The 24,898-nt window shown below is 70.5% G+C and carries 23 protein-coding genes; 12 read left to right on the top strand and 11 right to left on the bottom strand.

The window, feature by feature from the left end; genetic code table 11:
• Window positions 1-143: 143 nt before the first annotated feature.
• Entirely contained in the window at window positions 144-482 is a 339-nt protein-coding gene (locus QMZ92_RS30120; RefSeq protein WP_283300735.1) for a hypothetical protein, read from the bottom strand.
• Between the two features lie 717 nt (window positions 483-1,199).
• Between QMZ92_RS30120 and QMZ92_RS30115 the strand changes: the two genes are divergently transcribed.
• On the top strand, window positions 1,200-2,267 hold the full coding sequence (locus QMZ92_RS30115; RefSeq protein ID WP_283300734.1) for a glucose-1-phosphate thymidylyltransferase: 1,068 nt from the start codon (window positions 1,200-1,202) through the stop codon (window positions 2,265-2,267).
• On the top strand, window positions 2,264-3,238 hold the full coding sequence (gene rfbB, locus QMZ92_RS30110) for a dTDP-glucose 4,6-dehydratase (protein ID WP_283300733.1): 975 nt from the start codon (window positions 2,264-2,266) through the stop codon (window positions 3,236-3,238). The genes QMZ92_RS30115 and rfbB overlap by 4 nt, the downstream gene beginning before the upstream one ends.
• Before the next feature lie 32 nt (window positions 3,239-3,270).
• Here the strand turns inward: rfbB and QMZ92_RS30105 are convergent, their stop codons facing one another.
• A complete protein-coding gene (locus QMZ92_RS30105) occupies window positions 3,271-3,879 on the bottom strand; it encodes a response regulator transcription factor (RefSeq protein ID WP_138053149.1) in 609 nt (202 codons plus the stop codon).
• A 414-nt stretch (window positions 3,880-4,293) separates the two neighbouring features.
• Between QMZ92_RS30105 and QMZ92_RS30100 the strand changes: the two genes are divergently transcribed.
• Entirely contained in the window at window positions 4,294-5,316 is a 1,023-nt protein-coding gene (locus QMZ92_RS30100; protein ID WP_283300732.1) for a helix-turn-helix transcriptional regulator, read from the top strand.
• On the opposite strand, the gene rdmE is transcribed toward QMZ92_RS30100, so the two are convergent.
• Window positions 5,294-6,904, bottom strand: a complete 1,611-nt coding sequence (gene rdmE, locus QMZ92_RS30095) for an aklavinone 12-hydroxylase RdmE (protein WP_283300731.1) — start codon at window positions 6,902-6,904, stop codon at window positions 5,294-5,296. The two genes, QMZ92_RS30100 and rdmE, sit on opposite strands and share 23 nt — an antisense overlap.
• A 233-nt stretch (window positions 6,905-7,137) precedes the next feature.
• Here rdmE and drrA point away from each other — a divergent pair, with 233 nt between their 5' ends.
• From drrA to QMZ92_RS30080, 3 genes are all read left to right on the top strand, one after another.
• Entirely contained in the window at window positions 7,138-8,130 is a 993-nt protein-coding gene (gene drrA, locus QMZ92_RS30090) for a daunorubicin/doxorubicin transporter ATP-binding protein DrrA (protein ID WP_283300730.1), read from the top strand.
• A complete protein-coding gene (gene drrB, locus QMZ92_RS30085; protein ID WP_283300729.1) occupies window positions 8,127-8,978 on the top strand; it encodes a daunorubicin/doxorubicin ABC transporter permease DrrB in 852 nt (283 codons plus the stop codon). The genes drrA and drrB overlap by 4 nt, the downstream gene beginning before the upstream one ends.
• A 125-nt stretch (window positions 8,979-9,103) precedes the next feature.
• Window positions 9,104-10,675, top strand: a complete 1,572-nt coding sequence (locus QMZ92_RS30080) for an FAD-binding oxidoreductase (RefSeq protein ID WP_283300728.1) — start codon at window positions 9,104-9,106, stop codon at window positions 10,673-10,675.
• Here the strand turns inward: QMZ92_RS30080 and QMZ92_RS30075 are convergent.
• A complete protein-coding gene (locus tag QMZ92_RS30075; RefSeq protein ID WP_283300727.1) occupies window positions 10,668-11,897 on the bottom strand; it encodes a class I SAM-dependent methyltransferase in 1,230 nt (409 codons plus the stop codon). The two genes, QMZ92_RS30080 and QMZ92_RS30075, sit on opposite strands and share 8 nt — an antisense overlap.
• A gap of 62 nt (window positions 11,898-11,959) precedes the next feature.
• The gene (locus tag QMZ92_RS30070; protein ID WP_283300726.1) at window positions 11,960-12,739 is read right to left on the bottom strand and encodes a cyclase family protein; all 780 of its coding nucleotides are present in this window, start codon (window positions 12,737-12,739) and stop codon (window positions 11,960-11,962) included.
• 165 nt (window positions 12,740-12,904) lie between these two features.
• On the opposite strand from QMZ92_RS30070, the gene dnmZ reads away from it, so the two are divergent.
• From dnmZ to QMZ92_RS30055, 3 genes are all read left to right on the top strand, one after another.
• A complete protein-coding gene (gene dnmZ / locus QMZ92_RS30065) occupies window positions 12,905-14,125 on the top strand; it encodes an amino sugar nitrososynthase DnmZ (RefSeq protein ID WP_283300725.1) in 1,221 nt (406 codons plus the stop codon).
• A 76-nt stretch (window positions 14,126-14,201) separates the two neighbouring features.
• Window positions 14,202-14,828: a dTDP-4-dehydrorhamnose 3,5-epimerase DnmU gene (gene dnmU / locus QMZ92_RS30060; protein WP_283300724.1), complete on the top strand. Its 627-nt coding sequence runs from the start codon at window positions 14,202-14,204 to the stop codon at window positions 14,826-14,828.
• 7 nt (window positions 14,829-14,835) lie between these two features.
• Window positions 14,836-15,759: an NAD-dependent epimerase/dehydratase family protein gene (locus QMZ92_RS30055; RefSeq protein WP_283300723.1), complete on the top strand. Its 924-nt coding sequence runs from the start codon at window positions 14,836-14,838 to the stop codon at window positions 15,757-15,759.
• Between the two features lie 2 nt (window positions 15,760-15,761).
• Here the strand turns inward: QMZ92_RS30055 and QMZ92_RS30050 are convergent, their stop codons facing one another.
• From QMZ92_RS30050 to QMZ92_RS30025, 6 genes are all read right to left on the bottom strand, one after another.
• Entirely contained in the window at window positions 15,762-16,874 is a 1,113-nt protein-coding gene (locus QMZ92_RS30050) for a DegT/DnrJ/EryC1/StrS family aminotransferase (protein ID WP_283300722.1), read from the bottom strand.
• A gap of 22 nt (window positions 16,875-16,896) precedes the next feature.
• A complete protein-coding gene (locus QMZ92_RS30045) occupies window positions 16,897-17,715 on the bottom strand; it encodes an AfsR/SARP family transcriptional regulator (protein WP_283300721.1) in 819 nt (272 codons plus the stop codon).
• Between the two features lie 286 nt (window positions 17,716-18,001).
• Complete coding sequence (locus tag QMZ92_RS30040) at window positions 18,002-19,213, bottom strand: cytochrome P450 (protein ID WP_283300720.1); 1,212 nt, start codon at window positions 19,211-19,213, stop codon at window positions 18,002-18,004.
• Between the two features lie 53 nt (window positions 19,214-19,266).
• Window positions 19,267-20,094, bottom strand: a complete 828-nt coding sequence (locus QMZ92_RS30035; RefSeq protein WP_283300719.1) for a VOC family protein — start codon at window positions 20,092-20,094, stop codon at window positions 19,267-19,269.
• 93 nt (window positions 20,095-20,187) lie between these two features.
• Window positions 20,188-21,051, bottom strand: a complete 864-nt coding sequence (locus QMZ92_RS30030) for an SDR family NAD(P)-dependent oxidoreductase (protein ID WP_283300718.1) — start codon at window positions 21,049-21,051, stop codon at window positions 20,188-20,190.
• Entirely contained in the window at window positions 21,048-21,302 is a 255-nt protein-coding gene (locus QMZ92_RS30025; RefSeq protein WP_138053162.1) for an acyl carrier protein, read from the bottom strand. The genes QMZ92_RS30030 and QMZ92_RS30025 overlap by 4 nt, the downstream gene beginning before the upstream one ends.
• 228 nt (window positions 21,303-21,530) lie before the next feature.
• Here QMZ92_RS30025 and QMZ92_RS30020 point away from each other — a divergent pair, with 228 nt between their 5' ends.
• Genes QMZ92_RS30020 through QMZ92_RS30010 form a run of 3 tightly spaced genes read left to right on the top strand, consistent with a single transcriptional unit; the run spans window position 21,531 to window position 24,892 of the window.
• Window positions 21,531-21,986, top strand: a complete 456-nt coding sequence (locus QMZ92_RS30020) for a nuclear transport factor 2 family protein (RefSeq protein WP_283300717.1) — start codon at window positions 21,531-21,533, stop codon at window positions 21,984-21,986.
• A 2-nt stretch (window positions 21,987-21,988) separates the two neighbouring features.
• The gene (locus tag QMZ92_RS30015; protein WP_283300716.1) at window positions 21,989-23,554 is read left to right on the top strand and encodes an NDP-hexose 2,3-dehydratase family protein; all 1,566 of its coding nucleotides are present in this window, start codon (window positions 21,989-21,991) and stop codon (window positions 23,552-23,554) included.
• 6 nt (window positions 23,555-23,560) lie between these two features.
• Entirely contained in the window at window positions 23,561-24,892 is a 1,332-nt protein-coding gene (locus tag QMZ92_RS30010) for an activator-dependent family glycosyltransferase (RefSeq protein WP_283300715.1), read from the top strand.
• The last annotated feature ends 6 nt before the right edge of the window (window positions 24,893-24,898 follow it).

Below are 24,898 nucleotides of genomic sequence, written 5' to 3'. Positions count from 1 at the left end.
CACAGGGCTCACAACCCCTAGGCAGTCCCGTCTTGGATCAGTGGGCGGGCCAAACGAAGATCGAAAGAGCCCTCGATGGGGATCGCTACTGAAGTCGCGGATCCTGCAGCGACCTGCCGCTCACCCTCAACGAAGCGGCAAAATCAGCCATCAACTCTCATATCGCCCTCTGAGGTCCAGACCTCGACGGTCGACTCAAGCTCCGCGCCGAGTCCCAGGTTGTGGCTCTTGAGCGCGGCGGCGGCCTGCATAGTGGACCCTGATCCGCTCTTGTCGGCACCTGTCCCGGCGATATCGGACTTCCTCTTCAGCTTGCCGTGGAGGATGAACGCCTCGTGGCCCACGGCCCCCAAGTCGTCCTGGTGCACGACGAGATCTCCACCACCGGCGCTGCTTCCAGGCGCGGCCTGGTTCAGCTGCATCCTTGCTTCGTACCGGTCCCGCACCGCGGCCTTGGACCGTTCCCATTCTTCCCAGGCCATGCGCCCCCGTCCTTCCCGTTCAACGAGTGCGGTGAACGCGGCCATCCGCTCCGTCCACGGTTCCCGGGTCCCCCGTCATTCCCCAACGGACTCATCACCCTCACCGTAGCCGAGCACGCCCCGGTCACGAACGGAGAGATCCAGTCCCTACACGATCAGCTCAGTCAGGCCCTGTGCCTGGGACAAGCGCGCTCCTGTGCCACCATGCCTCGCGGCTGTCGCCAGGCAGCGACGCCAGCCGATCAACGCAATCTCGACTGTCCAACGGGCCTGGGCGCGTACCCGAGAGACGTGGTCGGGACCCCTGATCGGTGCTCGGGCGTTGAGGAAGCCGTCCGGTGTGGTGTAGCGCAGCAGGCTCCAGCCAACGCCGCCATCCTGCACAACCTGCTGGACGACCTCGTCTACCGGGTCCACTCCAACCTGGGGCGGCGTGCTTTGGGGAGTCTACGCAAGGGTATGTTCGTTGCCGCGCGCATCGTGCCCGTCCACCCCGACACCGACGCCTGGGTGGTCAGCGGCAACCTCACCACCTACCCGCCCGGCGACGGGAGCACGTCCACCGGCATGCCTTCCGCACCCGCACCGAGGCCGGCGTCGGTGCACCTGAATACCGATCTGTTGCGCTGGCAGGCGCACGCCGCACGGCCCCGGGACCACAGGCCCGCGATCCGTACACCAGTTGGGCTTGAGCGGCGCTGCCTAGGCTCCGGCGGCATGAAGGCTCTCGTCCTGTCCGGGGGGGCGGGCACGCGCCTGCGGCCCTTCACACACACGTCTCCCAAGCAGTTGGTGCCGGTAGCCAACAAGCCGGTCCTCTACTACGTCCTCGAGGACATCGCTCAGGCCGGCATCACCGAGGTCGGCATCGTCGTCGGGGAGACGGCCAACGAGATCCGCAAGGCCGTCGGGAGCGGCGACAGATTCGGGCTCCGCGTCACCTACCTTCCGCAGGAGGCGCCCCTGGGCCTGGCTCACGCCGTCCTCATCGCCCGCGACTATCTCGGCGAGGAGGACTTCGTCATGTATCTCGGGGACAACTTCGTGGTCGGCGGCATCGCGGAGCTCGTCGACAAGTTCCGCGCGGAGCGCCCTGATGCCCAGATCCTGCTCACCCGTGTCTCCGACCCGTCCAGCTTCGGCGTGGCGGAGACCGGCTGGGACGGCCGCGTCGTCGCGCTGGAGGAGAAGCCGAGGCACCCCCGCAGTGATCTCGCTGTGGTCGGGATCTACTTGTTCACGCCGGTCGTGCACGAGGCGGTTCGCACCCTCACACCGTCACGGCGGGGCGAGCTGGAAATCACGGACGCCCTCCAGTGGCTTCTCGACAAACCCTACGACGTGCGGTCCACCACCATCTCCGGCTATTGGAAGGACACGGGAAACGTCGCCGACATGCTGGAGGTGAACCGATCCGTGCTGGACGGGATCGAGCCGGGCACGGAGGGCCAGGTCGACGCGGCCAGCGAACTGGTGGGGCGGGTACGGATCGAGGCGGGAGCGCAGATCCGGGCGTCGCGCATCGTGGGGCCCGCCGTCATCGGGGCCGGGACGGTGGTGACGGGATCGTACGTCGGGCCCTACACGTCCATCGCGGAGAACTGCTCGATCGAGGACAGCGAGATCGAGTTCTCCATCATGCTGGGCGACTCCCGGCTCACGGGCACGCGCCGGGTCCAGCACTCGCTCCTGGGGCGGAACGTGACCGTCGCTCCGGCCCCCCGCGTACCCGCAGGTTCCCGTCTCATCCTCGGTGACGACAGCAGGGTGGAGATCTCCTCATGACCACAAGAATCCTGGTGACCGGCGGCGCCGGCTTCATCGGCTCGCATTACGTCCGCACCTTGCTCGGCCCACGCGGTGACGGCTCGGTCGGGGTAACGGTGCTGGACAGCCTGACCTATGCGGGAAACCCGGCCAACCTCGATCCCATACGTGGCGACGAGCGGTTCGCCTTCGTGCACGGTGACATCTGCGATACCCCGCTCGTCGATCGGCTGATCGCCGACCACGACCAGATCGTTCACTTCGCAGCCGAGTCACACGTCGACCGCTCGGTGCTGGGAGCGGCGGAATTCGTACGCACGAACGTGATGGGTATGCAAACGCTGCTGGCGGCAGCCCTGCGCCACGCTCCCAGGATCTTCGTCCACATTTCCACGGACGAGGTGTACGGCTCCGTCGATGTCGGTGCCAGCACGGAGACCGATCCGCTGCGCCCCAGTTCCGCGTACGCGGCCACGAAGGCGTCGAGCGATCTGCTGGCGCTGTCGTACCACCACACGCACGGGCTGGACATCCGGATCACCCGGTGCTCGAACAACTATGGCACCCATCAGCATCCGGAGAAGGTCATTCCACGTTTTGTGACGACCCTGCTGAGCGGTCGCCGGGTGCCGCTCTACGGCGACGGCGGCAACCTACGGAACTGGCTGCACGTCCAGGACCACGTCGACGCGGTCGAACTGGTCAGGAAGGGCGGCTCCCCGGGCGAGATCTACAACGTCGGCGGCGGCACGGAGCTGTCCAACAAGGAGCTGACGGCTCTGCTGCTGGACGCGGTGGGCGCCGGCTGGGACTCCGTGGAGTTCGTCGCCGACCGCAAGGGGCACGACCGGCGCTACGCCGTCGACCACGGGAAAATCACCGCGCTGCTCGGGTATCAGCCACGCCGGGACTTCCGGGACTCGCTCGCCGAGACAGTGGCCTGGTACCGCGACCACCGCTCCTGGTGGGCACCGCTCACCGGATCCTGAGCCGACGACCCCTCCGCCGCCCTTGACCGAGGTCAGATCCAGCCGGACATACTGGCGATGCGTACCGCGTCGAGCCGGTTGCGCGCGTCCATCTTCCGGACGGTGGCCGCCAGATAGTTGCGGACCGTCCCGGGAGAGAGCGACAGCTTGACGGCGATTTCGTTGATGTCGTCCCCCGCGGCGGCGAGCTGGAGTATCTCCAACTCCCGTTCCGTGAGCGGGCATCCGGTGTTGCCCCAGGCAGCGAGCGTCAGTTCGGTGTCGAAGACGCGGCGGCCCTCGTGCACGCTGCGTATGGCATCGCTGAGGTGCGCCGGGGGGGAACTCTTCAGCACCAGGCCGCCGAGGCCGGATGCCAGCGACCGCCGCACTGTGGCCAGCCGGGCGAATCGCGCGGTGAGCAGTGTGCGGCAGTCCGGAAGGTGCTCCTGAATCGCCATGGCGGCGAGGAGACTTTCCCGCTCGTGCATGTCGACATCGATGACCGTCACGTCGGGACTGCGCTCCAGAACCGTCCGGATCAACTCGCTGTCGACGCCTGTGGAAGCGACGACTTTGATGTCCGATTCACGCTCCATTAGGAGAACCAGCGCGGCACGGACCATTTCCAGCTCTTCAGCAATCACGACTCGGATCGTCATGCATTTCCTTCCCCCGGTTTCCGATGGAACTCCACCCCTTCGCGTTGCCGTTTCGACCACAACGGCATCGCGATTCAGTGGATTCCCTATAGCAAACGAGTCGGGGTGTCGCAGCGATCAGCCCTCGACGGACCGGCCCACCCTCCCGGTCTGCACTTTCACTTCGGGAACACCCAGGCGGACTCGCCCGGGAGTGAACGGGCAGGCGAGTTTGGCCCTGAGTCCCGCAACCGGGTGCTACTCATCTACTTCCCCGTCTTCTCTCGGCAAGGAACTGGCGTGGTCTCTGCCAACCGAGCCTGCGTACGACTATAAGAGGTTATTCGGGGAGTGGCCATGGGCGCCTGTGTGGCCGGTGAAAATATGGCGGTATCGCGGCCATGGAGTGACCGCGATTCGTGCCACTCTGGGGGCATGACCGAGACGCCGTCCCGCATGCTCCGGCTGCTGTCCCTCCTCCAGAACAGCCGGGACTGGCCGGGGCGCAAGTTGGCGGAGCGGCTCGGGGTCAGCCCGCGGACGCTGCGCCGGGACGTGGAACGGCTGCGGGATCTCGGCTACCCGGTCCAGGCGAACCCGGGCGTCGGCGGGGGCTACCGGCTGGAGGCGGGCGCCATCCTGCCTCCACTGCTCCTTGACGACGACGAGGCGGTCGCCATCGCGGTCGGGTTGCGGACGGCCGCGGGGGGAAGCGTGGCGGACATCGAGGACACCTCGATCCGTGCGCTGGCCAAGCTGGAGCAGGTGCTGCCCAAGCGGCTGCGCAGCCGGGTCAACGCCCTTCAGATGTACACCGTTCCCATGTTCACAGTGGCGCCGACCGTGCGCCCCGAGTCCCTGACGTCGGTGGCCCAGGCATGCCGCGACCAGGAGCGGCTGAGGTTCACCTACCGCAAGCGCGACGGTGAGACGAGCAGCCGTCTGGTGGAGCCGTACCGCCTGGTCCACGTGAACCGTAAGTGGTACGTGCTGTCCTGGGACTTGGGACGACAGGACTGGCGCACCTTCCGCGTGGACCGCATGGAATCGCTGCTGTTGACGGGGGTCCGTTTCCAGCAGCGCGAGTTGCCTGCCGAGGACGCGGCGGCCTATGTGGCGCAGTCGATCACGTCCTCGTTGGCCGGCTACCGGGCACTGGTCACCCTGCACGCGCCGGTCGAGGTGGTGGCGGAGCGGATCCGCCCGCGCGACGGAATCCTCACGGCGGTCGACGACCGGACGTGCCGGCTGCGTTCGGCCGCCGACTCGCTGGAGTGGCTGGCGCTCACCATCGGGATGTTCGGCATCGAGTTCGAGGTGCATGAACCACCTGAACTGATCGACTACATAAAGGAGTTGTCGGAGCGGCTGGCCCGGGCGGCGTCACCGGGGCCCGACCGCTCCGTGGCGGTGGCGCCGGCGAGGGACACTCCGATCAGCGGGCCAGCAGCCGGGTGAGCAGGGTGCCCAGCTGCTCCTGGGCCTCCGCTCCCGGCGCCACCGCCGTCCGCCAGGCGACCACGCCGTCCGGACGTATCAGGCCGGCTCCCGCCCGGCCGATCCCGTAAGTCCGCGTCAGTTCGCCGGCGGGGTCGGTGACATCGCGGCCGACGAGATGGATGTCGAGACGGATGCCCAGATCCGCGGCGGCGCGGGCGGCCGCCTGTGCCCACGCGCCGCCCTCCGGTGCCGCCAGGAGCACCCAGCGGTCGCCGAACAACTCGACGGTGGAACGCCGCGTCCCGGCCTGTTCGATCCAGAGGTGGGGCGCGCGGAAGCCGGGGCGGCCGGACGGGCGTAGCGGGTCCTCGGTCGGCTCGGAGTCGTCGTCCTCGGCGGCGACGGCGGCGGAGCGGTAGCGGAAGCCCAGGACGACCTGCGCCGTGCCGCGTTCCTCGGGAACGCTGCCGAGCAGGTGGGGGGCCATGCGCTGGGCGTAGATGGCGAGTGACTCGTCGACGACGAGGCGGGCCACGAGCGACCGCTCCGCCCCGTAGCTGTCGAGGAGCCCCTCGCCCGCCTCCCCGCGCAGCACGGCGGCCAGCTTCCAGGCCACGTCGAACCCGTCGCCTATGGCGGTGTTGCCGCCCATTCCCCCGGTGGGCGGCGTGACCTTGGCGGCGTCGCCGACCAGCAGCACCGGCCCTTCGCGCCACCGGTCGGCGATGTACGCCGCCATGTCCCATGCCTGGATGTCGAGGATGTCCGGCACGAGCCCGGGTGCGTCGACGGCCAGCCGGATCAGCTCGGTGCAGCGCTGCGGTGTGTAGTCATCCGGCGTCTCGCCGCGTTCGGGGTCGTAGCGGACGTAGAAGGTGTGCCGGTTGGGCCGGTCGGTGGGGCCGAACGTGCCGGTGAAGTGCGGGTGCTGCAGGTAGTACCAGCCGGTGGAGCCGGGCGGCACGACGGCGGTGAGGTCTGCCTCGAAGATGACGCCCATGAAGTGGTCCAGGGTGCCGTGGCCGTGCCGGGTGATGCCCAGGCTCTCCCGGATCGCGCTACGGGGTCCGTCGGCGGCGACCAGGTAGCGGGCACCCACGGTGCTCTCCGCTCCCGTGCTCAGGTCGCGCAGGCGGGCGGTGACACCGTCGTCGCCCGCCTGGAAGGAGGTCAGCTCGGTGGCGAACCTGATGTCCGCGCCATGCTTGACGGCGTGGGACAGCAGGACGGGCTCCACTCGGTCCTGGGGGGCGAGCGCCCAGGGCATGGGTGTGCACTGTTCCGTCGCACCGACCAGTTCCTCGAAGCTCTCCGCGAAGCTGCGCAGGACGCGGCCGCCCACGCGCTCCACGACCTTGATCGTGAAGTCGCCCCGGGCACCGCGGATGTCGTCCGTGGCCAGGATGTCGTCGGCCACGCCGCCGAAGCGGAACAGCTCCATGGTGCGCGGGTTCTGGCCGGCCGCCTTGGGCAGGAGCGAGGTGGTGGCGTGCCGCTCCGCCAACAGGACCCGCACGCCCCGGCGGGCCAGGAACAGTGCGGTGGACAGTCCTCCGAGACCGCCGCCCACCACGAGGACATCGACATCCGGCTTCGTCAGGGTCACCTCAAGCCTCCTGGGTTCGCGGCGTCCGTGGCCGCACCCCCAGCGTCGGGCGCCCCACTCGAAACGGTCACGAGACCCGGTGGAGCGCCGTACGGAAAACGGCTCGGCGAGCGGGACAATCGCGGCCATGAAGTGTCCTCATTGGGGGCTACGGTACTCAACGTGAAGTCGAGTGACCGAAACCAATTAGAGTGCACGCTTTGTCCGCTCCATGTGACCACTGGGGGCGTTCTGTGAACACGCGACCGACATGGGCCATCGAAACGTCCGGCCTCGTCAAGATCTACAACGGGACGAGGGCGGTGGACGGCCTGGATCTCAACGTCCCGGCCGGTCTCGTCTACGGGATCCTGGGGCCGAACGGCTCCGGCAAGTCCACCACCATCCGCATGCTGGCGACGCTGCTGCGCCCGGACGACGGTACGGCCCGGGTCTTCGGTCACGACGTGACGAGCGAACCCGACACGGTCCGCCGCAGGATCAGTGTCACCGGCCAGTACGCCTCCGTCGACGAGGGCCTGACCGGTACGGAGAACCTCGTCATGATGGGCCGGCTCCAGGGCTACTCCTGGGCACGGGCCAGGGAGCGCGCCACCGAACTGATCAACGGCTTCGGGCTCGGCGACGCCCGCGACCGGCTCCTGAAGACCTACTCCGGTGGTATGCGGCGGCGGCTCGACATCGCCGCGAGCATCGTCGTCACCCCCGACCTGCTCTTCCTGGACGAACCGACCACCGGTCTCGACCCGCGCAGCCGGAACCAGGTCTGGGACATCGTCCGGGCTCTGGTGGACGCCGGCACGACGGTGCTGCTGACCACGCAGTATCTCGACGAGGCGGACCAACTGGCCGACCGCGTCGCGGTCATCGACCACGGCCGGGTGATCGCGGAGGGAACCACCGGGGAGCTGAAGTCCTCGCTGGGGTCGAACGTCCTGCGGCTGCGCCTGCACGACGCCCGGTCGCGCGCCGAGGCGGAACGGCTGCTGAGCGCGGAACTGGGAGTCACGGTCCACCGCGACTCCGACCCCACGGCGCTGACCGCGCGGATCGACGACCCCCGGCAGGGCATGCGGGCCCTGGCCGAGCTGTCGCGTACGCCGCTCGAGGTACGCAGCTTCTCCCTCGGCCAGTCCAGTCTCGACGAGGTGTTCCTGGCCCTGACCGGCCACCCGGCCGAGGACCGGCGCACCGAGGAAGCGGCGGAAGAGGAGAAGGCGGCATGACCACATCCCCCGGCACCGTGGAATCCACGACCGCTGTGAGCGGCCGGCTGCGGACGGTGCTGTCCGCAGGTGAACGCCCGGCCCGCGCGACGGCGGTGTCCGCCACCATGACCCATCTGTGGCGGGCGATGATGGCGTTCAAACACTTCCCGGTGCAGCTGATCGACATCGTCCTGATGCCGCTGATCTTCCTGCTGATGTTCACGTACCTGTTCGGCGGGGCGTTCGCGGACTCCACCGAGGAGTACCTGCAGTTCTACCTTCCGGGTGTGACGGTACAGGCGGTCGTCATGATGACGGTCTACACCGGCACCTCGCTCAACACGGACATCCACAAAGGCGTCTTCGACCGTTTCCGGACGCTCCCCTTCTGGCAGCCGGCGACGATCGCGGGCAGTCTCCTCGGTGACGTGCTCCGGTACGTCGTCGCCCTGGCGACCACGGTGTCCCTCGGTCTGCTGCTGGGCTTCCGCCCCGACGACGGCTTCCTCGGCGTGGTCGGCGCGATCCTGGTGCTCATCGTCTTCGGGTTCAGCGTGAGCTGGATCTTCGCCGCCCTGGGCGTGGTGGCCAGCGAGCCCGAGCGGGTCTCGGGGACCAGCATGATCGTGCTCTATCCGCTGCTCTTCATGAGCAACATCTTCGTCATGCCGGAGACGATGCCGGGATGGATGCAGGCCATCGTCGACGCCAACCCGATGAGCCACGCGGCGACGGCCTCCCGCGAGCTCATGCACGGCACTGCCGGCTTTTGGGACGTGGGCCTGGTCCTGTGCGTCTCCGCCGGTCTGGTGGCCGTCTTCGCACCGCTCACCATGCGTCTGTACCGCAACAAGAACGCCCACTGACACGGGTGCCGGAGTGCCGCTCGCGCCACGCTGGAGCGACGTTGAGGGGGTGTGAGCGGCACATCTACCGTCCCCGGAGACAGATTCCGGAGACAGTTCGCAGACACCTGGAAGGGGCGTCTCCCGTGGCCCGGTACCCGCAGGCTCCCTCGGCACCGCACACGCAGGCCCGACCGTCGGCCGTCGTCGACCGGCGCGATCCCCGCTACCCCGACCTGGCCGGCCGCGGCATCAACGCCCGCTTCCGCCCCGACCCCGACACGATCCGGGTGGTGGCCACCGCGGAACAAGCCGTGCGGGCGGTACAGGACAGCGTGCGCGACGGCACCCGGCTGGCGGTGCGCAGCGGGGGGCACTGCTTCGAGTCACTCGTGGACGACCCCGCCGTCGCCACGGTGATCGACGTGTCCGAGATGCGGTCGGTGTACCACGACGAGGAACTGAACGCGTTCTCCGTCGACTCGGGGGCCACCCTCGGAACCATGTACCGAAGCCTGTACCTGGGGTGGGGCGTGACCGTCCCGGCCGGGCGCTGCCCCGAGGTCGGAGTCGGCGGCCATGTGGCGGGCGGCGGGGGCGGAGCGCTGTCCCGCCGCTACGGGCTGTCGGTCGACCATCTCCACGGGGTCGAGGTCGTGGTGGTGGACTCCGCCGGGAGGGCCCGGCTGGTACGGGCCACCAGGGAGCTGTCGGACCCGCACCGTGACCTGTGGTGGGCGCACACCGGTGGGGGCGGGGGCAGCTTCGGTCTGGTCACGCGCTATCTGTTCCGCTCCCCCGGCACGGACGAGGGCTCCCGGCCCGCGGACCCGGGCCGGCTGCTGCCCAGGCCGCCGGCCGCAGTGCTGCGCAAGACGGCGCGGTGGGACTGGCAGAACGTCGACGAGGCCGCCTTCCTCACGCTCGTGGGGAACTTCGGCACCTGGCACGAGCGGCACGCGGCCCCCGGCGATCCGGGCGCCCAGCTCGACAACAGCCTCGCCCTGCCACGGACCGGCGGCGGGCCCCTGACGGTGGAGACGGCCGTCGACGCCACGCGGCCCGACGCGCAGGAGCTCACCGACCGGTTCATCGCGGAGGTGTCGAGGAACGTCGGCGCCCGCCCGGAGATCTCGGTGACCACGCTGCCATGGCTCGCGGCGACCCTCGTCCCGGACGAGTTCGCCGGGGTCAAGGGCCGGTTCAAGTCCAAGGCGGCCTTCCTGCGCACCGGCTGGAGCGAACAGCAGGCCCGGATGGTGTACCGGCGGCTCACCGACACCTCCGGACACCACAACCCCGCCGCGACGGTCTATCTGCTCTCGCACGGGGGTGAGGTGAACCGGCCCGGCCCGGCGGACACAGCCATGGCCCACCGGGACGCGGTGCTCAAGACCTACTGGTCGGTGTTCTGGTTCGACGAGGGAGAGGACGCTCTCCACCTGGACTGGGTTCGGGCGTCCTACGAGGAGTTCTTCGGCGACGCCGACGGAGTGCCCGACCCCGGCCGCGGCTACGGGGGCACCTTCGTGAACTACGCCGACGCCGACCTGGCCGAGCCGGACCTCAACCGCAGTGGCGTGCCCTGGCACCGTCTGTACTTCCGGGACAACTACGCCGCGCTCCAGCAGGTCAAGGAGCGCTGGGATCCGAACGACGCCTTCCGGCACGCCCTCTCCGTCCGGCTACCCGGGGACGACGCCCCCGGGATCAGCTGATCCGGAACTCCGGGACGTAGAGGATCCAGCGCCCCCCCTGCTTCGTGAACTCCGCCTCTCGCTTTTGGACTTCGTCCAGGTGGTTCCAGGCGAAGAGCAGCGCGTAGTCGGGGTAGGGGGCCCGGAACTCCTCCGCGGAGCGGATGGGGATGTGCGACCCGGGGAGCCGACGACCGATCTTGGCCGGCGTGGTGTCGTAGACGCACGGCAGCAGATCGGGCCCGATTCCCGCGTAGTTGAGCACCGTGGCGCTCTTGGCGGTCGCCCCGTACCCGACGACGTAGAAGCCGAGGTCGCGCAGCTCGCGCAGGCGGGCCACCAGGTCCCAGCAGACCCGCCTGACCTGGGCGCCGAACTTCTCCAGCGTCGTCAGGTCGGCGAGCCCGCGCCGGCTCTCCTGGGCGATGAGTTCGCCGACCCGGGGGCTCTGCTGCCGTCGGCCCGCGCGGGCGATGGTGTAGCGAACCTCCCCACCGTGCACCGGGAGCCGCTCGACGTCGACCAGTTCGAACCCGAAGCGCTGGGCGGTGAGGCTCACCGAGCGGGCGGTGAACAGGTAGAAGTGCTCGTCGTAGATCTGGTCGAAGGTGTTCTTCTCGACGATGTCGCCGAGGTAGGGGTCCTCGAAGACGAACACACCGTCGGGAGCGAGCAGGGCGTCGACGCCGCGGAAGACGGAGTCCAGGTAGGGGATGTGACAGATGGTGTTGGCCGCGTAGATGACGTTCGCGCAGCCGTGCTCCTCGACGATCTCCCGGGCCGTGGACTCCTCGAAGAACGCGGTCCGCACCTGGATGCCCTCGGCCCGGGACACGTCCGCGACACCGCCGGAGGGCTCCACACCCAGGTGCCGGACACCGGCGTCGCGCACCGTGCGGAGCGTCACTCCGTCGTTGCTGCCGATCTCCACGCAGAACGGGTCCTGCCCGGTCAGCTCGGTGTCGATCAGCCGACGGGCGGTCGCCGCGAAGTGCTCGCGCATCCGCTCGGACCCGGAAGAATGGTACGGGTAGTCGTAGCGGAACATGCGATCCCGGGGCACCTCCTCCAACAGCTGGACCATGGTGCACGTGGCGCACATCCCGACCGCGAGCCGGAAGAAGAACTCGTTGTCGAGCTCCTCCTCCGACGGGAAGTAGTCGGACAGCGGCTGGCGGCCGAAGTCAAAGAACTCCCGTACTCGGCCACCGCAGATACGACATGTCGATTCGTTCGGCTCCATGATCCCTCTCGATGCTGGGTGGCCGCCGAGCCGGGGCCACCGCCCGGAACGTTTCGGGACGTTCATTCGTCGACGAAGGCGACCGCGCGGGTCCAGCCGGCGCCCGCGCCGGCGATCTTCACCGGGAAGCAGGCGACGTGGAAGCCGTCGCCCTGCGGCAGCGCGGCCAGACCTCCCAGCCGCTCTATCTGGCAGTACTCCCGGTGCCGGCCGGTGACATGCGCCGGCCAGAGCACCGACCGGTCACCCGTCTCCCGGTACCGGCGGATGATGGCGCCGAACGGCGCGTCCAGGCTGAACGCGTCGGTGCCGATGACCCGCACGCCGTGGTCGAGCAGCAGGTTCACGGCGGGACCGTCCAGACCGGTGAAGTCGGTGAAGTACCGTTCCGTCCCGGCCCGCTCGGAGGCGCCGGTGCGGAGCAGCACGATGGTGCCCGGCTCCGGCACCCGGCCGATGCGGGCCAGTTCCTTCTCCAGGTCCCCGACACCGGCCGTCGGCCCCTCGCAGCCGGTGAGGTCGAGCAGCAGCCCCGGGCCGTAGAACCAGTCGAGCGGCAGCTCGTCGATGTTCCGCGGCCTGCCGTCGCCGTAGTGCGCCCGCGAGCCGTAGTGAGAGGGCGCGTCTATGTGCGTGCCGGTGTGGGACGTGAGCGTGAGCCTGTCGAGCGACAGGAACTCGCCGTCGGGCAACTCGTCGGGGTCGAACCCCACGCCGAAGTGACGCCGCATCTCCTCGCTCATGTGGACGGCGCCGTCCCGGGGGCTGAGCACCTCGTGCCGCACTTCGTCCGGTTCCCATCCCGACACGTCCACCGCGCTGGAGATGTCGATGATCCGCATGCTCGTCGCCTCCACTCCTCTCGGGCCACCACAGCACACCGGCAGGCCCTGGAACGGCGGCGGAACGCCGGTGGACCACGTGCCCGGAACCTTCGCTCCAGTGACGCTCGAACGACGGTCGGCAGCCTGCTCCCCAGGAGTTGTCTCCCATCCTTACGAGGAGTCATGAAAGAGGCATCTGTGCACGAACACCCCGGTGTCCTGGCCGACAACGGCCTGTGCGAACCCAAGACCCCGGCCGGGCGACGGCTGCTCGACCTCCTGGAGCGGTATCTGCCGGCCCTGGAGGCGGAGAGCCGGGAGAACGACCGCGAGGCCACTCTGCCCGTCCACCTATTCGACCGGATGCGCAAGGAGGGAGCGCTGGGCGCCACCGTCCCGGAGGACCTCGGAGGGCTCGGCGTCCGCTCGCTGCACGACGTCGCGCTGGCCCTGGCCCGGATCGCCGGCCGGGACGCGGGCGTTGCGCTGGCCCTGCACATGCAGTTCAGCCGGGGCCTGACCCTGGACTTCGAGTGGCGGCACGGGGCACCGTCGACGCGGCCGCTCGCCGAGGACCTGCTCCGGCACATGGGTTCGGGTGAGGCCGTGATCTGCGGAGCGGTGAAGGACGTGCGCGGCACCACCGTGCTCACCCGCGCCGCGGACGGCTCCTACCGGCTGAACGGCCGCAAGACGCTGGTCAGTATGGCCGGGATCGCCACCCACTACGTGGTGTCGGCCCGGCTGGAGGAGGCGGGCGCCCCCGTCCGGCTGGCCGCGCCGGTGGTCGCGCGCACGAGCCCGGGCCTGACCGTGCTGGACAACTGGGACGGGATGGGGATGCGGTCCTCGGGCAGCGTGGACATCGTCTTCGACGGCTGTCCCGTGGACCGGAGCCGGGTCCTGCCGCGCGGCGAGCCGGGCGTCCGCGACGACGCGGCGCTCGCCGGGCAGACGGTCAGCTCGATCGCCATGCTGGGCATCTACGTCGGCATCGCCGAGGCCGCCCGCAGGATCGCCGTCGTGGAACTGCTCAGGCGCGGCGGCGCGCCGCCGGCCGGGGTACGGACCACGATGGCCGAGATCGACGCCCGGCTGTTCGCGCTGCACACCGCGGTGGCGAGCGCGCTGACCACCGCCGACCGGCTCGCCGACGACCTCAGCGGCGACCTCGCCGCCCGCGGCCGCGCGATGATGACGCCCTTCCAGTACGCCAAGTTGCTGGTCAACCGGCACGCCGTGGGTGTGGTGGACGACTGTCTGATGCTCGTGGGCGGGGCCGGCTACAGCAACTCCCATCCCCTGGCGCGCCTGTACCGCGATGTCCGGGCGGGCGGGTTCATGCACCCCTACAACTTCACGGACGGCGTCGACTACCTGAGCGAAGTGGCACTGGGCCGATGAGCACCGGGCCGATCAGCACCGGGCCGATCAGCACCGGGCAACGCGGGACCGGGATCCCTGAAGCCGGAGGACATCGATGAAGGCGCGGGAACTGGCGGTGCAGGGGGCGTTCACGTTCGAGCCGGAGGTGTTTCCGGACGAGCGGGGGCTGTTCGTCTCACCGTTCCGGGAGGAGGCGTTCACGGCCGCGGTCGGCCACCCGCTCTTTCCGGTGCGGCAGTCGAACCACAGCCGGTCCCGGCGTGGGGTGGTGCGGGGCGTGCACTACACCGTGACACCGCCGGGCTCGGCCAAGTACGTGTACTGCGCCCGCGGCAGGTCGCTGGACATCGTCGTCGACGTGCGGGTCGGTTCCCCGACGTACGGCCGGTGGGACGCCGTCGAGCTGGCCCCCCGGGAATTCCGGGCGGTGTACTTCCCGGTCGGGGCAGGGCACGCCTTCTTGGCCCTGGAGGACGACACCGTCATGTCGTACATGCTGTCCGGGGAGTACGTGCAGGCGAACGAGCTCGCCGTGTCGGCGCTGGACCCGGCGCTCGGGCTGCCCGTGCCGGGCGATCTGGAGGCGCTGCTGTCCGGCCGGGACCGGGCGGCACCGACGCTGGAGCAGGCTCGGGCCGCCGGGACGCTTCCGGAGTACGCCGCGTGCCGGGCGGTCGAGTCGGAGCTGTGGCCGAAAGCCGGGACGTCTGGGGACGGGTGAGGCGGGCATGCGGGTCGTGGTTCTGGGGGCGACGGGCAGCGTCGGCCGGCAGGTGTGCGCGGCGTACGCGGCGCAGGGGTGGGACGTGCACGGCGTGGCCCGTCGCCCGGCGCCGCATCTCGACAGGTGCGGGTTCACGGCGCTGGACCTCACAGCCGCCGCGCCCGGGCGGACCGCCACGGTGCTGGGTGATCCCCCGGCGGACGTCGTGGTCAACGCGGCGGGCGGCTGGGGCGACACCGAGGAGGAGATGACGTACTCGCATCTGCGGCTGGTGCGGCGCCTGGTGGAGGCCCTCGCGCTGCTCACGTACCGGCCGCGGCTGGTCCATCTGGGTTCGGTGCACGAGTACGGTCCGGTCCCGGCGGGCACGTTGCTGCGCGAGGACCTGATGCCGGAGCCGGTCACACCGTACGCGCGCATCAAGCTGGAGACCTCGTCGGCCGTCCTGGCCGCCGCGCGGGCCGGTGTGCTGGACGCGGTGGTGCTGCGGGCTGCGAACATGTCGGGCCCGCACCCGCCGCGGGAGAGCTTCTTGGCCGACCTGATGGCGCGTATCAGCACCGCCCTCGCGGACGGCGGGCGACTGGAGTTGAGCGTCGCCGACGCCCGGCGGGACTTCGTCGACGTGCGGGACGTCGCACAGGCGGTGGTGCGGGCCGGGCGGGCTCCGGCGGCGGGCGGGCTGGTCGTCAACATCGGGCGCGGCGAGGCGGTGCCGATCGGTGACCTGGTCGGCTGGCTGCTGGAGGCCGCCGCCTTCCCGGAGGACCGGGTCGAGCGCCGGGCCACTCCGGTGCGGAGCAAGGGCGGCGACTGGACCCGGCTGGACATCGGGCGGGCCCGGCGGTTACTGCCCTGGACCCCGCGCATCGGTCTGCGGGACTCGGTCCACAGCATGTGGCGGACCGATCACGGCGCCCCGGCCTGAGCTCACAGGCTTCCGACGACCTCCCGGACCGCGTCGATCACCTTCTCCTGCTCGTCGGCGCGCAGCGAGGGATACATCGGCAGGGAGAAGATCTGGTCGGCCAGCCGCTCGGTCACCGGCAGATCGCCGGGGCCGTAGCCGAGGTGGGCGAATCCGCTCATCGTGTGGACCGGCCACGGGTAGCTGATGTTCAGATGGATGTCGTAGGCGGTGAGCGCCTCCATGATGCGGTCCCGTTCGGGGTGGCGCACCACGTACACGTAGTGGACGTGGTCGTTGCCCTCTGCGGTTCTGGGCAGCACCAGGCCGTCGAGGTCGCCGAGTCCCTCCTCGTAGCGGCAGGCGACGGCCCGGCGGCCCTTGACGTAGTCGTCGAGGCGGCGCAGTTTCCGGCGAAGAATCTCGGCCTGTACCTCGTCGAGCCTGCTGTTGTGCCCGGGGGTGCGCACGACGTAGTAGCGCTCATCCATGCCGTAGTAGCGCAACCGCCGCAGGCGCCGGTCGACTTCCGCGTCGGGCGTGACGACGGCGCCGCCGTCGCCGTAGGCACCGAGGACCTTGGTGGGGTAGAAGGAGAAGGCCGCCGCGTGGCCGAGAGTGCCGACCAGCCGTCCGTGGCGGCGGGCGCCATGAGCCTGGGCGCAGTCCTCCAGCACCTTCAGGTCGTGCTCGGCGGCGAGCTCGAGCACGGGAGTCATGTCCACGCTCTGTCCGTAGAGGTGGACGGGCAACAGGCACCGGGTGCGCGGGCCGATCACCGACCGGAGCCGGCCGGTGTCCATGAGGTGGTTGTCCTCGTGCACGTCGACGAAGACGGGCGTGGCGCCCACGGCGTCGATGGCGACCACGGTGGGGGCCGCGGTGTTGGAGACCGTCACGACCTCGTCCCCCGGGCCGATACCGAGCGCCCGCAGGGCGAGTACCAGCGCGTTGGTGCCGTTGTCGACGCCGGTGCAGTGCGGCAGTCCGTGATAGGCGGCGAACTCCTCCTCGAAAGAGCGGACGCTTCTCCCGAGAATGAGTTGCCCGGACTCGAATACCGTTTCCACCGCGTCGAGAATGTCGGCGCGTTCTTTCCGGTATTCATCGAGGTATTGCCAGACGTGGGTGGACACGTGACTCCTTGTCGGGGCGCGGTCAGGCAAGCGCGACGGACGCGGCTGCCGGGACTTCCGGACCGATCCGATCGATGCCGGGATCGGCCCGCAGAATCGCGTGCTGGAGGTGCTGGAGACGGGCGGACGGTTCCACCCCCAGCTCATTCACCAGTGTCTTGCGGAGTTTGATGAAGGATTCGAGGGCCTGGCTCGTGCGGCCCGAGCGGTGCAGGGCGATCATGAACTGGGCCCACAGGTTCTCGTGCATGGGATGGCGCGCGGTGAGCGCCGACAGCTCGGGCAGCAGGCTCGCGTGCCGACCCAGCCTGAGGTCGGTCTCCACGCGGGCCTCCAGGGCGCCGAGCCGGCTCTCCTCCAGGCGCGCCACCTCCATACCGATCCTCATGCCGGTGTGCACGTCGACGAGCGCGTCACCGCGCCACAGGCCGAGGGCCTGGCGAAGGCGTGCGGATGCCAGATCGAGCTCCCCGCGCTCGCACGCTCGCTTGCCCTCCTCGGCGAGACGCTCGAAGGCGTGCACGTCGGTGTGGGTGGGGTCCACGTCGAGCAGGTAGCCGCCGTAGCAGGTGCGCAGCACGTCCTTGGCGGGTCCGTTGTGGCTCGCGCCGAGGGCCACGGTGATGCCCCTGCGCACCTGGAGGATGTAGGTCTGAAGGGTGGTCAGCGCGCTCGCCGGGGGCTGGGTCCCCCAGAGCTCCTCCATCAGCGCGGGCACAGGCACCACGGTTCCCGCCTGGAGTGCGAGCAGTGAGAGTACTTGTCGCGGTTTTCGGGCTATCGGGGTCACCGACGTGCCATTGTGGTGTGCGACAAGCGGGCCCAACATATTGATCTGCATTGCCGGTGCTCCCTCTGTGGCGTTCCGATCGCGTCAGCAGGTGGCATATTTCCGGCGGCCGAAGGATGTTCTCGGCGGCCCCGTTTGTTCGCTCCATCCTCGCAAGTGAATGCCCGTCATGAAAGTGTGTGCGGCACTTGCTGGAATTAATTCGTCACATCTTGATGTGAGAAAGTCACAGTGGTGCGCCGGGGATGCTGTCCGCACCGGTACACGGCACGGCACCGCCCACCGCGCCGTGCGCGGTGGGCGGTGGGCGGTGGGCGGTGCCGTGGTGGCCGGCGGATCAGCGCAGCCAGGCAGGCAGTTCGGTGAGCCGGGCCGTCTGGGCCCCCTTCCGGCTCCACCGCAACTCGTCGTAGGGCACGGCCAGTCGGGCCGCGGGAAACCTGCTGCGCAGCACGCCGATCATCGTGCGCGACTCCAGCTGGGCCAACTGCTCCCCGATGCAGTAGTGCGGGCCGTCGCCGAAGGTGAGCCGCCGCCGCGAGGGACGGTCCGGGTGGAAGGTGTGCGGGTCGTCGTGATGGCGGCCGTCGGTGTTGGTGCCCTCGATGTCCACGAGCACCGGCGCTCCGCGGGGCAGCCGGACGCCGCTGATGGTCACCTCCGTGGCGGCGAACCGCCACAACGTGTAGGGCACCGGCGGGTGGTAGCGCAACGCCTCCTCCACGAACCGGGAGACGGCGTCGTCGTCGGCGTCCGCCGCGAGGCGGCCCGTCAGGACCTCCGCGAGCAGGAAGCCCAGGAAGGAGCCGGTGGTGTCGTGGCCCGCGAAGACGAGCCCGGTGATCATGTAGACGAGCTGGTCGTCGGAGACCGAGTCGAACTCGGCCTGCGCGCGTTCGTACAGCACGCGGGTCATGGTCCGGGTGTCGTTCCGCCGAGCTGAGTGCACGGCTTCGAGGAGCAGGCTCTCCAGGGCCGAGGTGTCCGGCACGCCCCCGGCCGGGTCATCGCCGTCGCCCCCGCCGCTCTGCGCGCCGCCGAGGCCGAGTACCTTGAGGACGCTGACGGCCTCGCGCGCCATCGCCGGGTCGGTGACCGGTACGCCGAGCAGCTCGCAGATGACCAACAGCGGGAAGTGGTAAGCGAAGCCGCCGATCAACTCGGCGGGTTTGCCCGACCTGGCGGAGTCGTCGGCGAGTTCGGTGAGCAGCCGGTCGGCGATCGCGGCGATGCGGTCCGTCCACTCGGCCAGCCGGCGCGGGTTGAACGCGGGTGCGTGGATGCGGCGCAGGCGCCGGTGGGCCTCGCCGTCCACCGCGATGAGCGTGAGCGGACGCAGCTCCGGGACGGGGCTGTCGAGACCGTCGTCCACCCCCCGCCAGGCGGCGGGGGCGAGGTCGGGATCCTTCACGAACCGGGGATCGGCCAGCACCTCTCGGGCGAGGGCGTCATCGGTGACGACCCAGGCGGGTCCGCCCGCGGGGGCGTTCACCTCGACGACCGGGCCCGCCTCCCGGAAGGCGTCGTGCACCTCGGGCTTGCGCTGCATGGTCATCATGGGACACGCGAACGGGTCGGCGGCCACCCGGGGCGCCTCGCCGCTCACGACGCACCGCCCGCCGCTGCGGGGTACGCCTCCCGCAGTTCGACCACCGAGAAACCGGCCCCGTGCGGGTCGAGCAGGTCCGCACGCCGTCCCCTGGGCGTGTCGGCGGGCTCGTTCTCGACGGAGCCGCCGAGTTCCACAGCGCGCCGGGCCGTCGCGTCACAGTCGCGCACGGCGAACAGCACGGCCCAGTGCGGCCGTACCGCGCCGGTGACGCCCAGCTCCTGGGTGCCGGCGACCGGTGTCTCACCGATGTGCCAGACCGGGTCGGTCACGCCCTCCAGGCCGGTTTCGGCCGGAGCCAGTCCGAGGGTCGCCGGGTAGAAGTCCCGGGCGGTGCCGATGCCGTCGGTCACCAGCTCGACCCAGCCGACCGAGCCGGGCACGCCGGTCACCTCCGCGCCCTCCATGACCCCCTTGCGCCAGACCGCGAACGCGGCACCGGCGGGGTCGGCGAAGACCGCCATCCGGCCGAGGCCCAGGACGTCCATCGGGGTCATGATGACCTCGCCGCCCGCCGTCTCGACCCGCTTGGTCAGTGCGTCGGCGTCGTCGGTGGCGAAGTACACGGTCCAGATCGCCGGCATGCCGTGCTGGTCGTTCCCGGGCCCGTACGGCCGGTGGTACGGGGTGTCGATCTGGTGGCGGGCGACCGCGGCGACCAGCTTCCCGTCAGAGCTGAACGTCGTGTATCCCCCGGCGCCCGGGTCGCTGACCACGGTGGCGGTCCAGCCGAGCAGGCCGGTGTAGAAGTCGGCCGAGGCGGCGACATCGGGCGACCCGAGGTCGAACCATGCGGGAGCGCCGGGCGCGAACCTGGTCACGGATCGTTCCTTTCGATGGATCGGCACACGAGCGTCTGCGCTCGCGGATGAGACGGACATGCGGGCGCGGCGCGGCGCGGCGGGCGGCCGCCGTCACCGCGCGGTGTCACCGACGGCGGCCGCGCCGGCCTCCCAGAGCTTCGCTGCGAGGCCGGCGTCGGCGGTCGGGCCGCTCACCGGGGACAGCCGCCGGTCGGCGTAGTAGCCGCCCGGGGTCAACTCCCCTGCCGGCGCGCCCGCCAGCCACACGAGGGTGTCGGCGCCCTTCGCCGAGGAGCGCAGGAAGGGGTTGAACCGGAAGTAGGACGAGGCGACCGTGCCCCGTCCGATGCGGGTGCGGACCTGGCCGGGGTGATAGCTGACCGCCAGCACGTCCGGCCAGCGCCTGGCGGCCTCCGCCGCGGTCATGATGTTGGCCTGCTTGGACGTGCCGTACGCCTGGCCCGCGCTGTAGCGGTGACGGTCGCCGTTGAGGTCGTCCGGGTCGATCCGGCCCTGGGTGTACGCGTCGGACGAGGTGAGGATCAGCCGCCCGCCCGCGAGCCGCTCCCGCAGCAGCCGTGCCAGCAGGAAGCCCGCGAGATGGTTGACCTGGACTGTGGCCTCGAAGCCGTCCGGGGTCGTGGTGCGCGACCAGAACATGCCGCCGGCGTTGCTGGCCATGACGTCGACGCGCGGGTACCGGTCCCGCAGCCGCTCTCCCAGGTCGCGTACCTGGCGCAGCTCGGTGAAGTCCGCGCGGAAGGCGTCCGGGGCCGGGCCGGCGGTCCGGGCCACCTCGTTCGTGACGGTCTTCAGTCGCTCGGGATCCCGGCCGACGAGCACGACGTGGGCCCCCTGCCGGGCGACCGCGAGGGCCGCCGCCCGGCCGATGCCGGACGTGGCCCCGGTGACCAGCACCGTCCGGCTCGACAGGCCGCTGTCCGGTGTCCCGTGGTGCGGGGCGGAGGGCGTCATACCGCCGCCCGCAGCCTCTCGTTGACGAAGACCAGCATGCCGTGCGGCGTCCTGATCTCCGCCAGTTCCTCCTCGGGCAGTTTCACCCCGTAGGTCCGCTCGATGCGGTTGACCGTTTCCAGGACGGCCAGGGAGTCGTACCCGAGGTCCTCGAAGGTCACGGCGTCCGCGTCCGCCAGGTCGGGGGCCTCGTCCTCCCCCATGCTCTGCCGCATGATCTCCCGCAGTTCCGCCAGGCTGAGCTCAGCCATCCCTGCTCCTCCGTACCGGTTGCTGCACGACGTTTACGACCCGATCGGGACCGCGGCGACCACCCTCGGTTCCGCAGGTCCAGTCGTACTGGAGCGGCGGTGGACCGGCGGTTGTCCGCCCTGCCTCAAGTCGCGCGGAACAGGTTGGGCACGGCGCCGACCGGCGGGCGCACGCGGCCGGGCCGGGACCGGGCCACCCGAGGCCATCACACGACCCAAGGGACAACCATGGACGCGCTCCCGGCTGACGACGTGCCGACGACCGAGTCGGCGGATTCGGCGGACCCCGGCATCTACCTCCAGGTACAGCGGTTCTACGCCCGGCAGATGCAGCTCTTGGACGACGGCAGGGCCGAGGACTGGGCACGCACGTTCGCGCGCGACGGCGTCTTCGAGGTCGGCCGCGAGGCCGTCCGCGGGGCCGCGGACATCGCGCGGGCGGCACGGCGGACCACGGACCGGTTCGCCGCCGAAGGGATCGCCCGCCGACACTGGATCGGCATGCTGACCGTCGACGGAAAGCCCGACGAGGTCACGGCCCGCAGCTACGCGGTGGTGCTGGAGACGCCGCGCGACGGCGACCCGGTGCTGCGCCGCAGCACCGGGTGCACGGACATCCTGGTACGGGAGGCGGGCGAGTGGCGCGTCAAACACCGCACCGTCACCCGGGACGGGCTGGACTGACCATGCGTGCCCTCCCGGCCCTCTCGGTGCGCCGGCACAGCGGCGCCGCGATGACCGCCCAGATCGCCCGGTCCGTCCTCGCCCGGGACGGCCTCGGCGGCGGCATGGACCGTTTCTGGGCGTGGTACGCCGACCGCTCCGCACAGGTCGTGCACCGCACCGAGCGGATTCCGCTGGACGCCCTCAAGGGGTGGAGCCGCCACCCGGTCAGCGGGACCGTCTCCCATCACACGGGCAGGTTCTTCAGCGTCGAGGGACTGGACGTGCACATCCCGGGCGCTCCCGTGCCGCGCTGGTCCCAGCCGATCCTGAACCAGCCCGAGGTGGGCATCCTCGGCTTCCTGGTGAAGGAGTGCCAGGGGGTCCTGCACTGCCTCGTCCAGGCCAAGTTCGAGCCCGGCAACCCGGGCGGGCTGCAGCTCTCGCCGACGGTCCAGGCCACTCGCAGCAACTACACGCGCGTGCACGGCGGAAAGGCCATCCCGTATCTGGAACACTTCCGCGACACCGCCGAACGGCAGGTGGTCGCCGACGTGCTCCAGTCCGAACAGGGCTCCTGGTTCTACCGCAAGCGCAACCGCAACATGATCGTCCGGGTGTCCGGCGAGGTCCCGCCGCACGAGGACTTCCACTGGCTGACGCTGGGTCAGCTGCACCGGTTGCTGGGGGTCGAGAACCTCGTGAACATGGACGCGAGAACGGTACTGGCCTGCCTGCCGTTCGCGAGCGAGGGGCCGCACCCGCTGGCCGATGCGGAACCGGCCGGAGCCGACGGCCCCGGCGGCGCCCATCCCGTGGTCCCCGGTCGTCCCGACGGCGGCGGGGGCCGGGTGGACGCCGGTTTCCACCGCTCCGTCGTTCGGTCGTGCACGGCAGCCGAGGGCAGCCTGCACAGCACCGTGGGCATCGTCAGCTGGATCGCCGACCTGCGCAGCCGCACCGACGTGATCACCCGCCCGGCCGCGCTGAACGCGCTGCCACAGTGGTACGAGCGGGACGGCGTGATCGCCCATGAGAGCGGACGCTTCCTGGAAGTGACGGCCGTCGACGTGACGGCCGCCTCACGGGAGGTGCCCGGCTGGGGCCAGCCGATGATCGAGCCCAAGGACCAAGGGGTCGCGGCCTTCCTGGTCCGCCGGATCGACGGGGTCCTGCACGTCCTGGCGCACGCGCGCGTGGAGCCCGGCTATGTCGATGTCGTGGAGATCGCGCCCACCGTGCAGTGCACCCCGGGCAGTCTGCACGCCCTGCCCCCGGAGGCCAGGCCCCGCTACCTCGACGCCGTGCTGGAGGCCCCGCCCGAGCGCGTGCGCTTTGCGACCGCCCTCGCGGAGGAAGGAGGGCGCTTCTACCACGCGGTGAACACCTACGTGATCGTCGAAGCCGACCATGACATCCCGGACGGTGGCGACTACCGCTGGCTGACGCTCCACCAACTGGTCAGGCTGCTGCGTCACTCCCACTACGTCAACGTCCAGGCCCGCACCCTGGTCGCCTGTCTCCACAGCCTGTCCGTGGGCTCGCCCGTCAACCGCTCGGCCGTGCCGTCCGCCCCGTCCCGGAGGTGAGTTCCCGTGCGCGTCCTGTTCGCGACCATGGCCGCGCGGTCCCATGTCTACGCCCAGGTCACCCTGGCGTCGGCACTGAGGACCGCTGGGCACGAAGTGCTCGTGGCCAGCCAGCCCGACGTCCTCGACGACATCGTCCGGGCCGGTCTCACCGCCGTACGGATCGGCGAGGACCTCAACATCGAGGAGGAGACCCGGGAGGCCAACGCCGGCTTCGAGGGCGACCGCAACCTCGGCGGTCTCGCCATGAGCAACACCCGCTACGACCCCTTTCCGTCGGACCACGCGCTCGGCATGTTCACCGCGATGACCGCCATGGTCTTCCAGAACGTGTGCCCCGAGCCCATGGTCGACGACCTCGTCGGCCTCGCCCGTGACTGGCGGCCGGACCTCGTGGTCTGGGATCCGCTGACCCTGGCCGGTCCGGTGGCCGCCCGGCTCAGCGGGGCGGCGCACGCCCGGCTGCTGTTCGGCCCGGACCAGATGGGCCGGAACAGGACGGCGTTCCGTGCCCTGCTGGACCGGCAGCCGCCCGAGCTGCGCGACGACCCGCTGGCCGAGTGGCTCACCTGGACGCTGGAGCGGTGCGGCGGCAGCGCCGGGGACATGAGCGAGGAACTGGTCCTCGGGCAGTGGACGATCGACCCCACACCGCCGTCGATGCGCATCCCCCTGGACCTGCCCTGGGTGCCGGTGCGCTACGTGCCGTACAACGGGCCCTCCCTGCTCCCGGACTGGCTGCGTGAGGCGCCCCGCCACCCGCGGCGCCTGTGCCTGACGCTCGGTGTGTCGCTCGGCGAGGCGACGGGTGCCGGCACGGTCGCCGCGTCCGACATCCTCGCGGCCGTGGACGGCCTGGACGTGGAGGTCGTCGCCACCCTGCCGCGGGAGCTGCGCGAGCAACTCGGCACCCTGCCGGCGAACGTGCGGGCCGTGGACTTCGTCCCGCTGAACGCCCTGCTGCCGTCCTGCTCGGGCATTATCCATCACGGTGGTTCCGGCACGTTCATGACGGCCCTGGTGCACGCGGTACCGCAACTGGTCGTGCCCGACATGATGTGGGACGCCATGGAGAAGGCGCACGGCCTGGCCCGCAGCGGTGCGGGCGGTTACGTGGACGCCAGGGACGTTTCGCCGGAGCTGCTGCGCGAGCGCGTGCTCGCCCTGCTCGACGATCCTTCCTACGCCACCGGGGCGCGCCGGGTGCGCGCCGAGATCGTCGGGACGCCGAGCCCGAACGACATCGTGCCCGTGCTGGAGCGGCTGACCGCCGAGCACCGGGCCGGCGGGACGGAGCGGCGCCCAGTGCTCAAGTCGCCTTCCACCAGCGGTGTCTAGCCTCGC

Origin of the sequence: Streptomyces sp. HNM0645, assembly GCF_030056615.1 — a bacterium.
GTDB classification, from domain to species: Bacteria; Actinomycetota; Actinomycetes; order Streptomycetales; family Streptomycetaceae; genus Streptomyces; species Streptomyces marianii.
The sequence above is the reverse complement of the archived record's forward strand: the minus strand, read 5'-3'. Positions and strand labels throughout refer to the sequence as shown.

Coding starts and splice junctions, on each gene's coding strand:
- QMZ92_RS30070 (WP_283300726.1), bottom strand. CDS start 12,739: ATGCGGATCATCGACATCTCCAGCGCGGTGGACGTGTCGGGATGGGAA.
- QMZ92_RS30075 (WP_283300727.1), bottom strand. CDS start 11,897: ATGGAGCCGAACGAATCGACATGTCGTATCTGCGGTGGCCGAGTACGG.
- QMZ92_RS30020 (WP_283300717.1), top strand. CDS start 21,531: ATGGACGCGCTCCCGGCTGACGACGTGCCGACGACCGAGTCGGCGGAT.
- QMZ92_RS30015 (WP_283300716.1), top strand. CDS start 21,989: ATGCGTGCCCTCCCGGCCCTCTCGGTGCGCCGGCACAGCGGCGCCGCG.
- dnmZ (WP_283300725.1), top strand. CDS start 12,905: ATGAAAGAGGCATCTGTGCACGAACACCCCGGTGTCCTGGCCGACAAC.
- dnmU (WP_283300724.1), top strand. CDS start 14,202: ATGAAGGCGCGGGAACTGGCGGTGCAGGGGGCGTTCACGTTCGAGCCG.
- QMZ92_RS30045 (WP_283300721.1), bottom strand. CDS start 17,715: ATGCAGATCAATATGTTGGGCCCGCTTGTCGCACACCACAATGGCACG.
- QMZ92_RS30100 (WP_283300732.1), top strand. CDS start 4,294: ATGACCGAGACGCCGTCCCGCATGCTCCGGCTGCTGTCCCTCCTCCAG.
- drrB (WP_283300729.1), top strand. CDS start 8,127: ATGACCACATCCCCCGGCACCGTGGAATCCACGACCGCTGTGAGCGGC.
- QMZ92_RS30105 (WP_138053149.1), bottom strand. CDS start 3,879: ATGACGATCCGAGTCGTGATTGCTGAAGAGCTGGAAATGGTCCGTGCC.
- QMZ92_RS30025 (WP_138053162.1), bottom strand. CDS start 21,302: ATGGCTGAGCTCAGCCTGGCGGAACTGCGGGAGATCATGCGGCAGAGC.
- QMZ92_RS30040 (WP_283300720.1), bottom strand. CDS start 19,213: ATGCAGCGCAAGCCCGAGGTGCACGACGCCTTCCGGGAGGCGGGCCCG.
- QMZ92_RS30115 (WP_283300734.1), top strand. CDS start 1,200: ATGAAGGCTCTCGTCCTGTCCGGGGGGGCGGGCACGCGCCTGCGGCCC.
- QMZ92_RS30030 (WP_283300718.1), bottom strand. CDS start 21,051: ATGACGCCCTCCGCCCCGCACCACGGGACACCGGACAGCGGCCTGTCG.
- rfbB (WP_283300733.1), top strand. CDS start 2,264: ATGACCACAAGAATCCTGGTGACCGGCGGCGCCGGCTTCATCGGCTCG.
- QMZ92_RS30120 (WP_283300735.1), bottom strand. CDS start 482: ATGGCCTGGGAAGAATGGGAACGGTCCAAGGCCGCGGTGCGGGACCGG.
- QMZ92_RS30055 (WP_283300723.1), top strand. CDS start 14,836: ATGCGGGTCGTGGTTCTGGGGGCGACGGGCAGCGTCGGCCGGCAGGTG.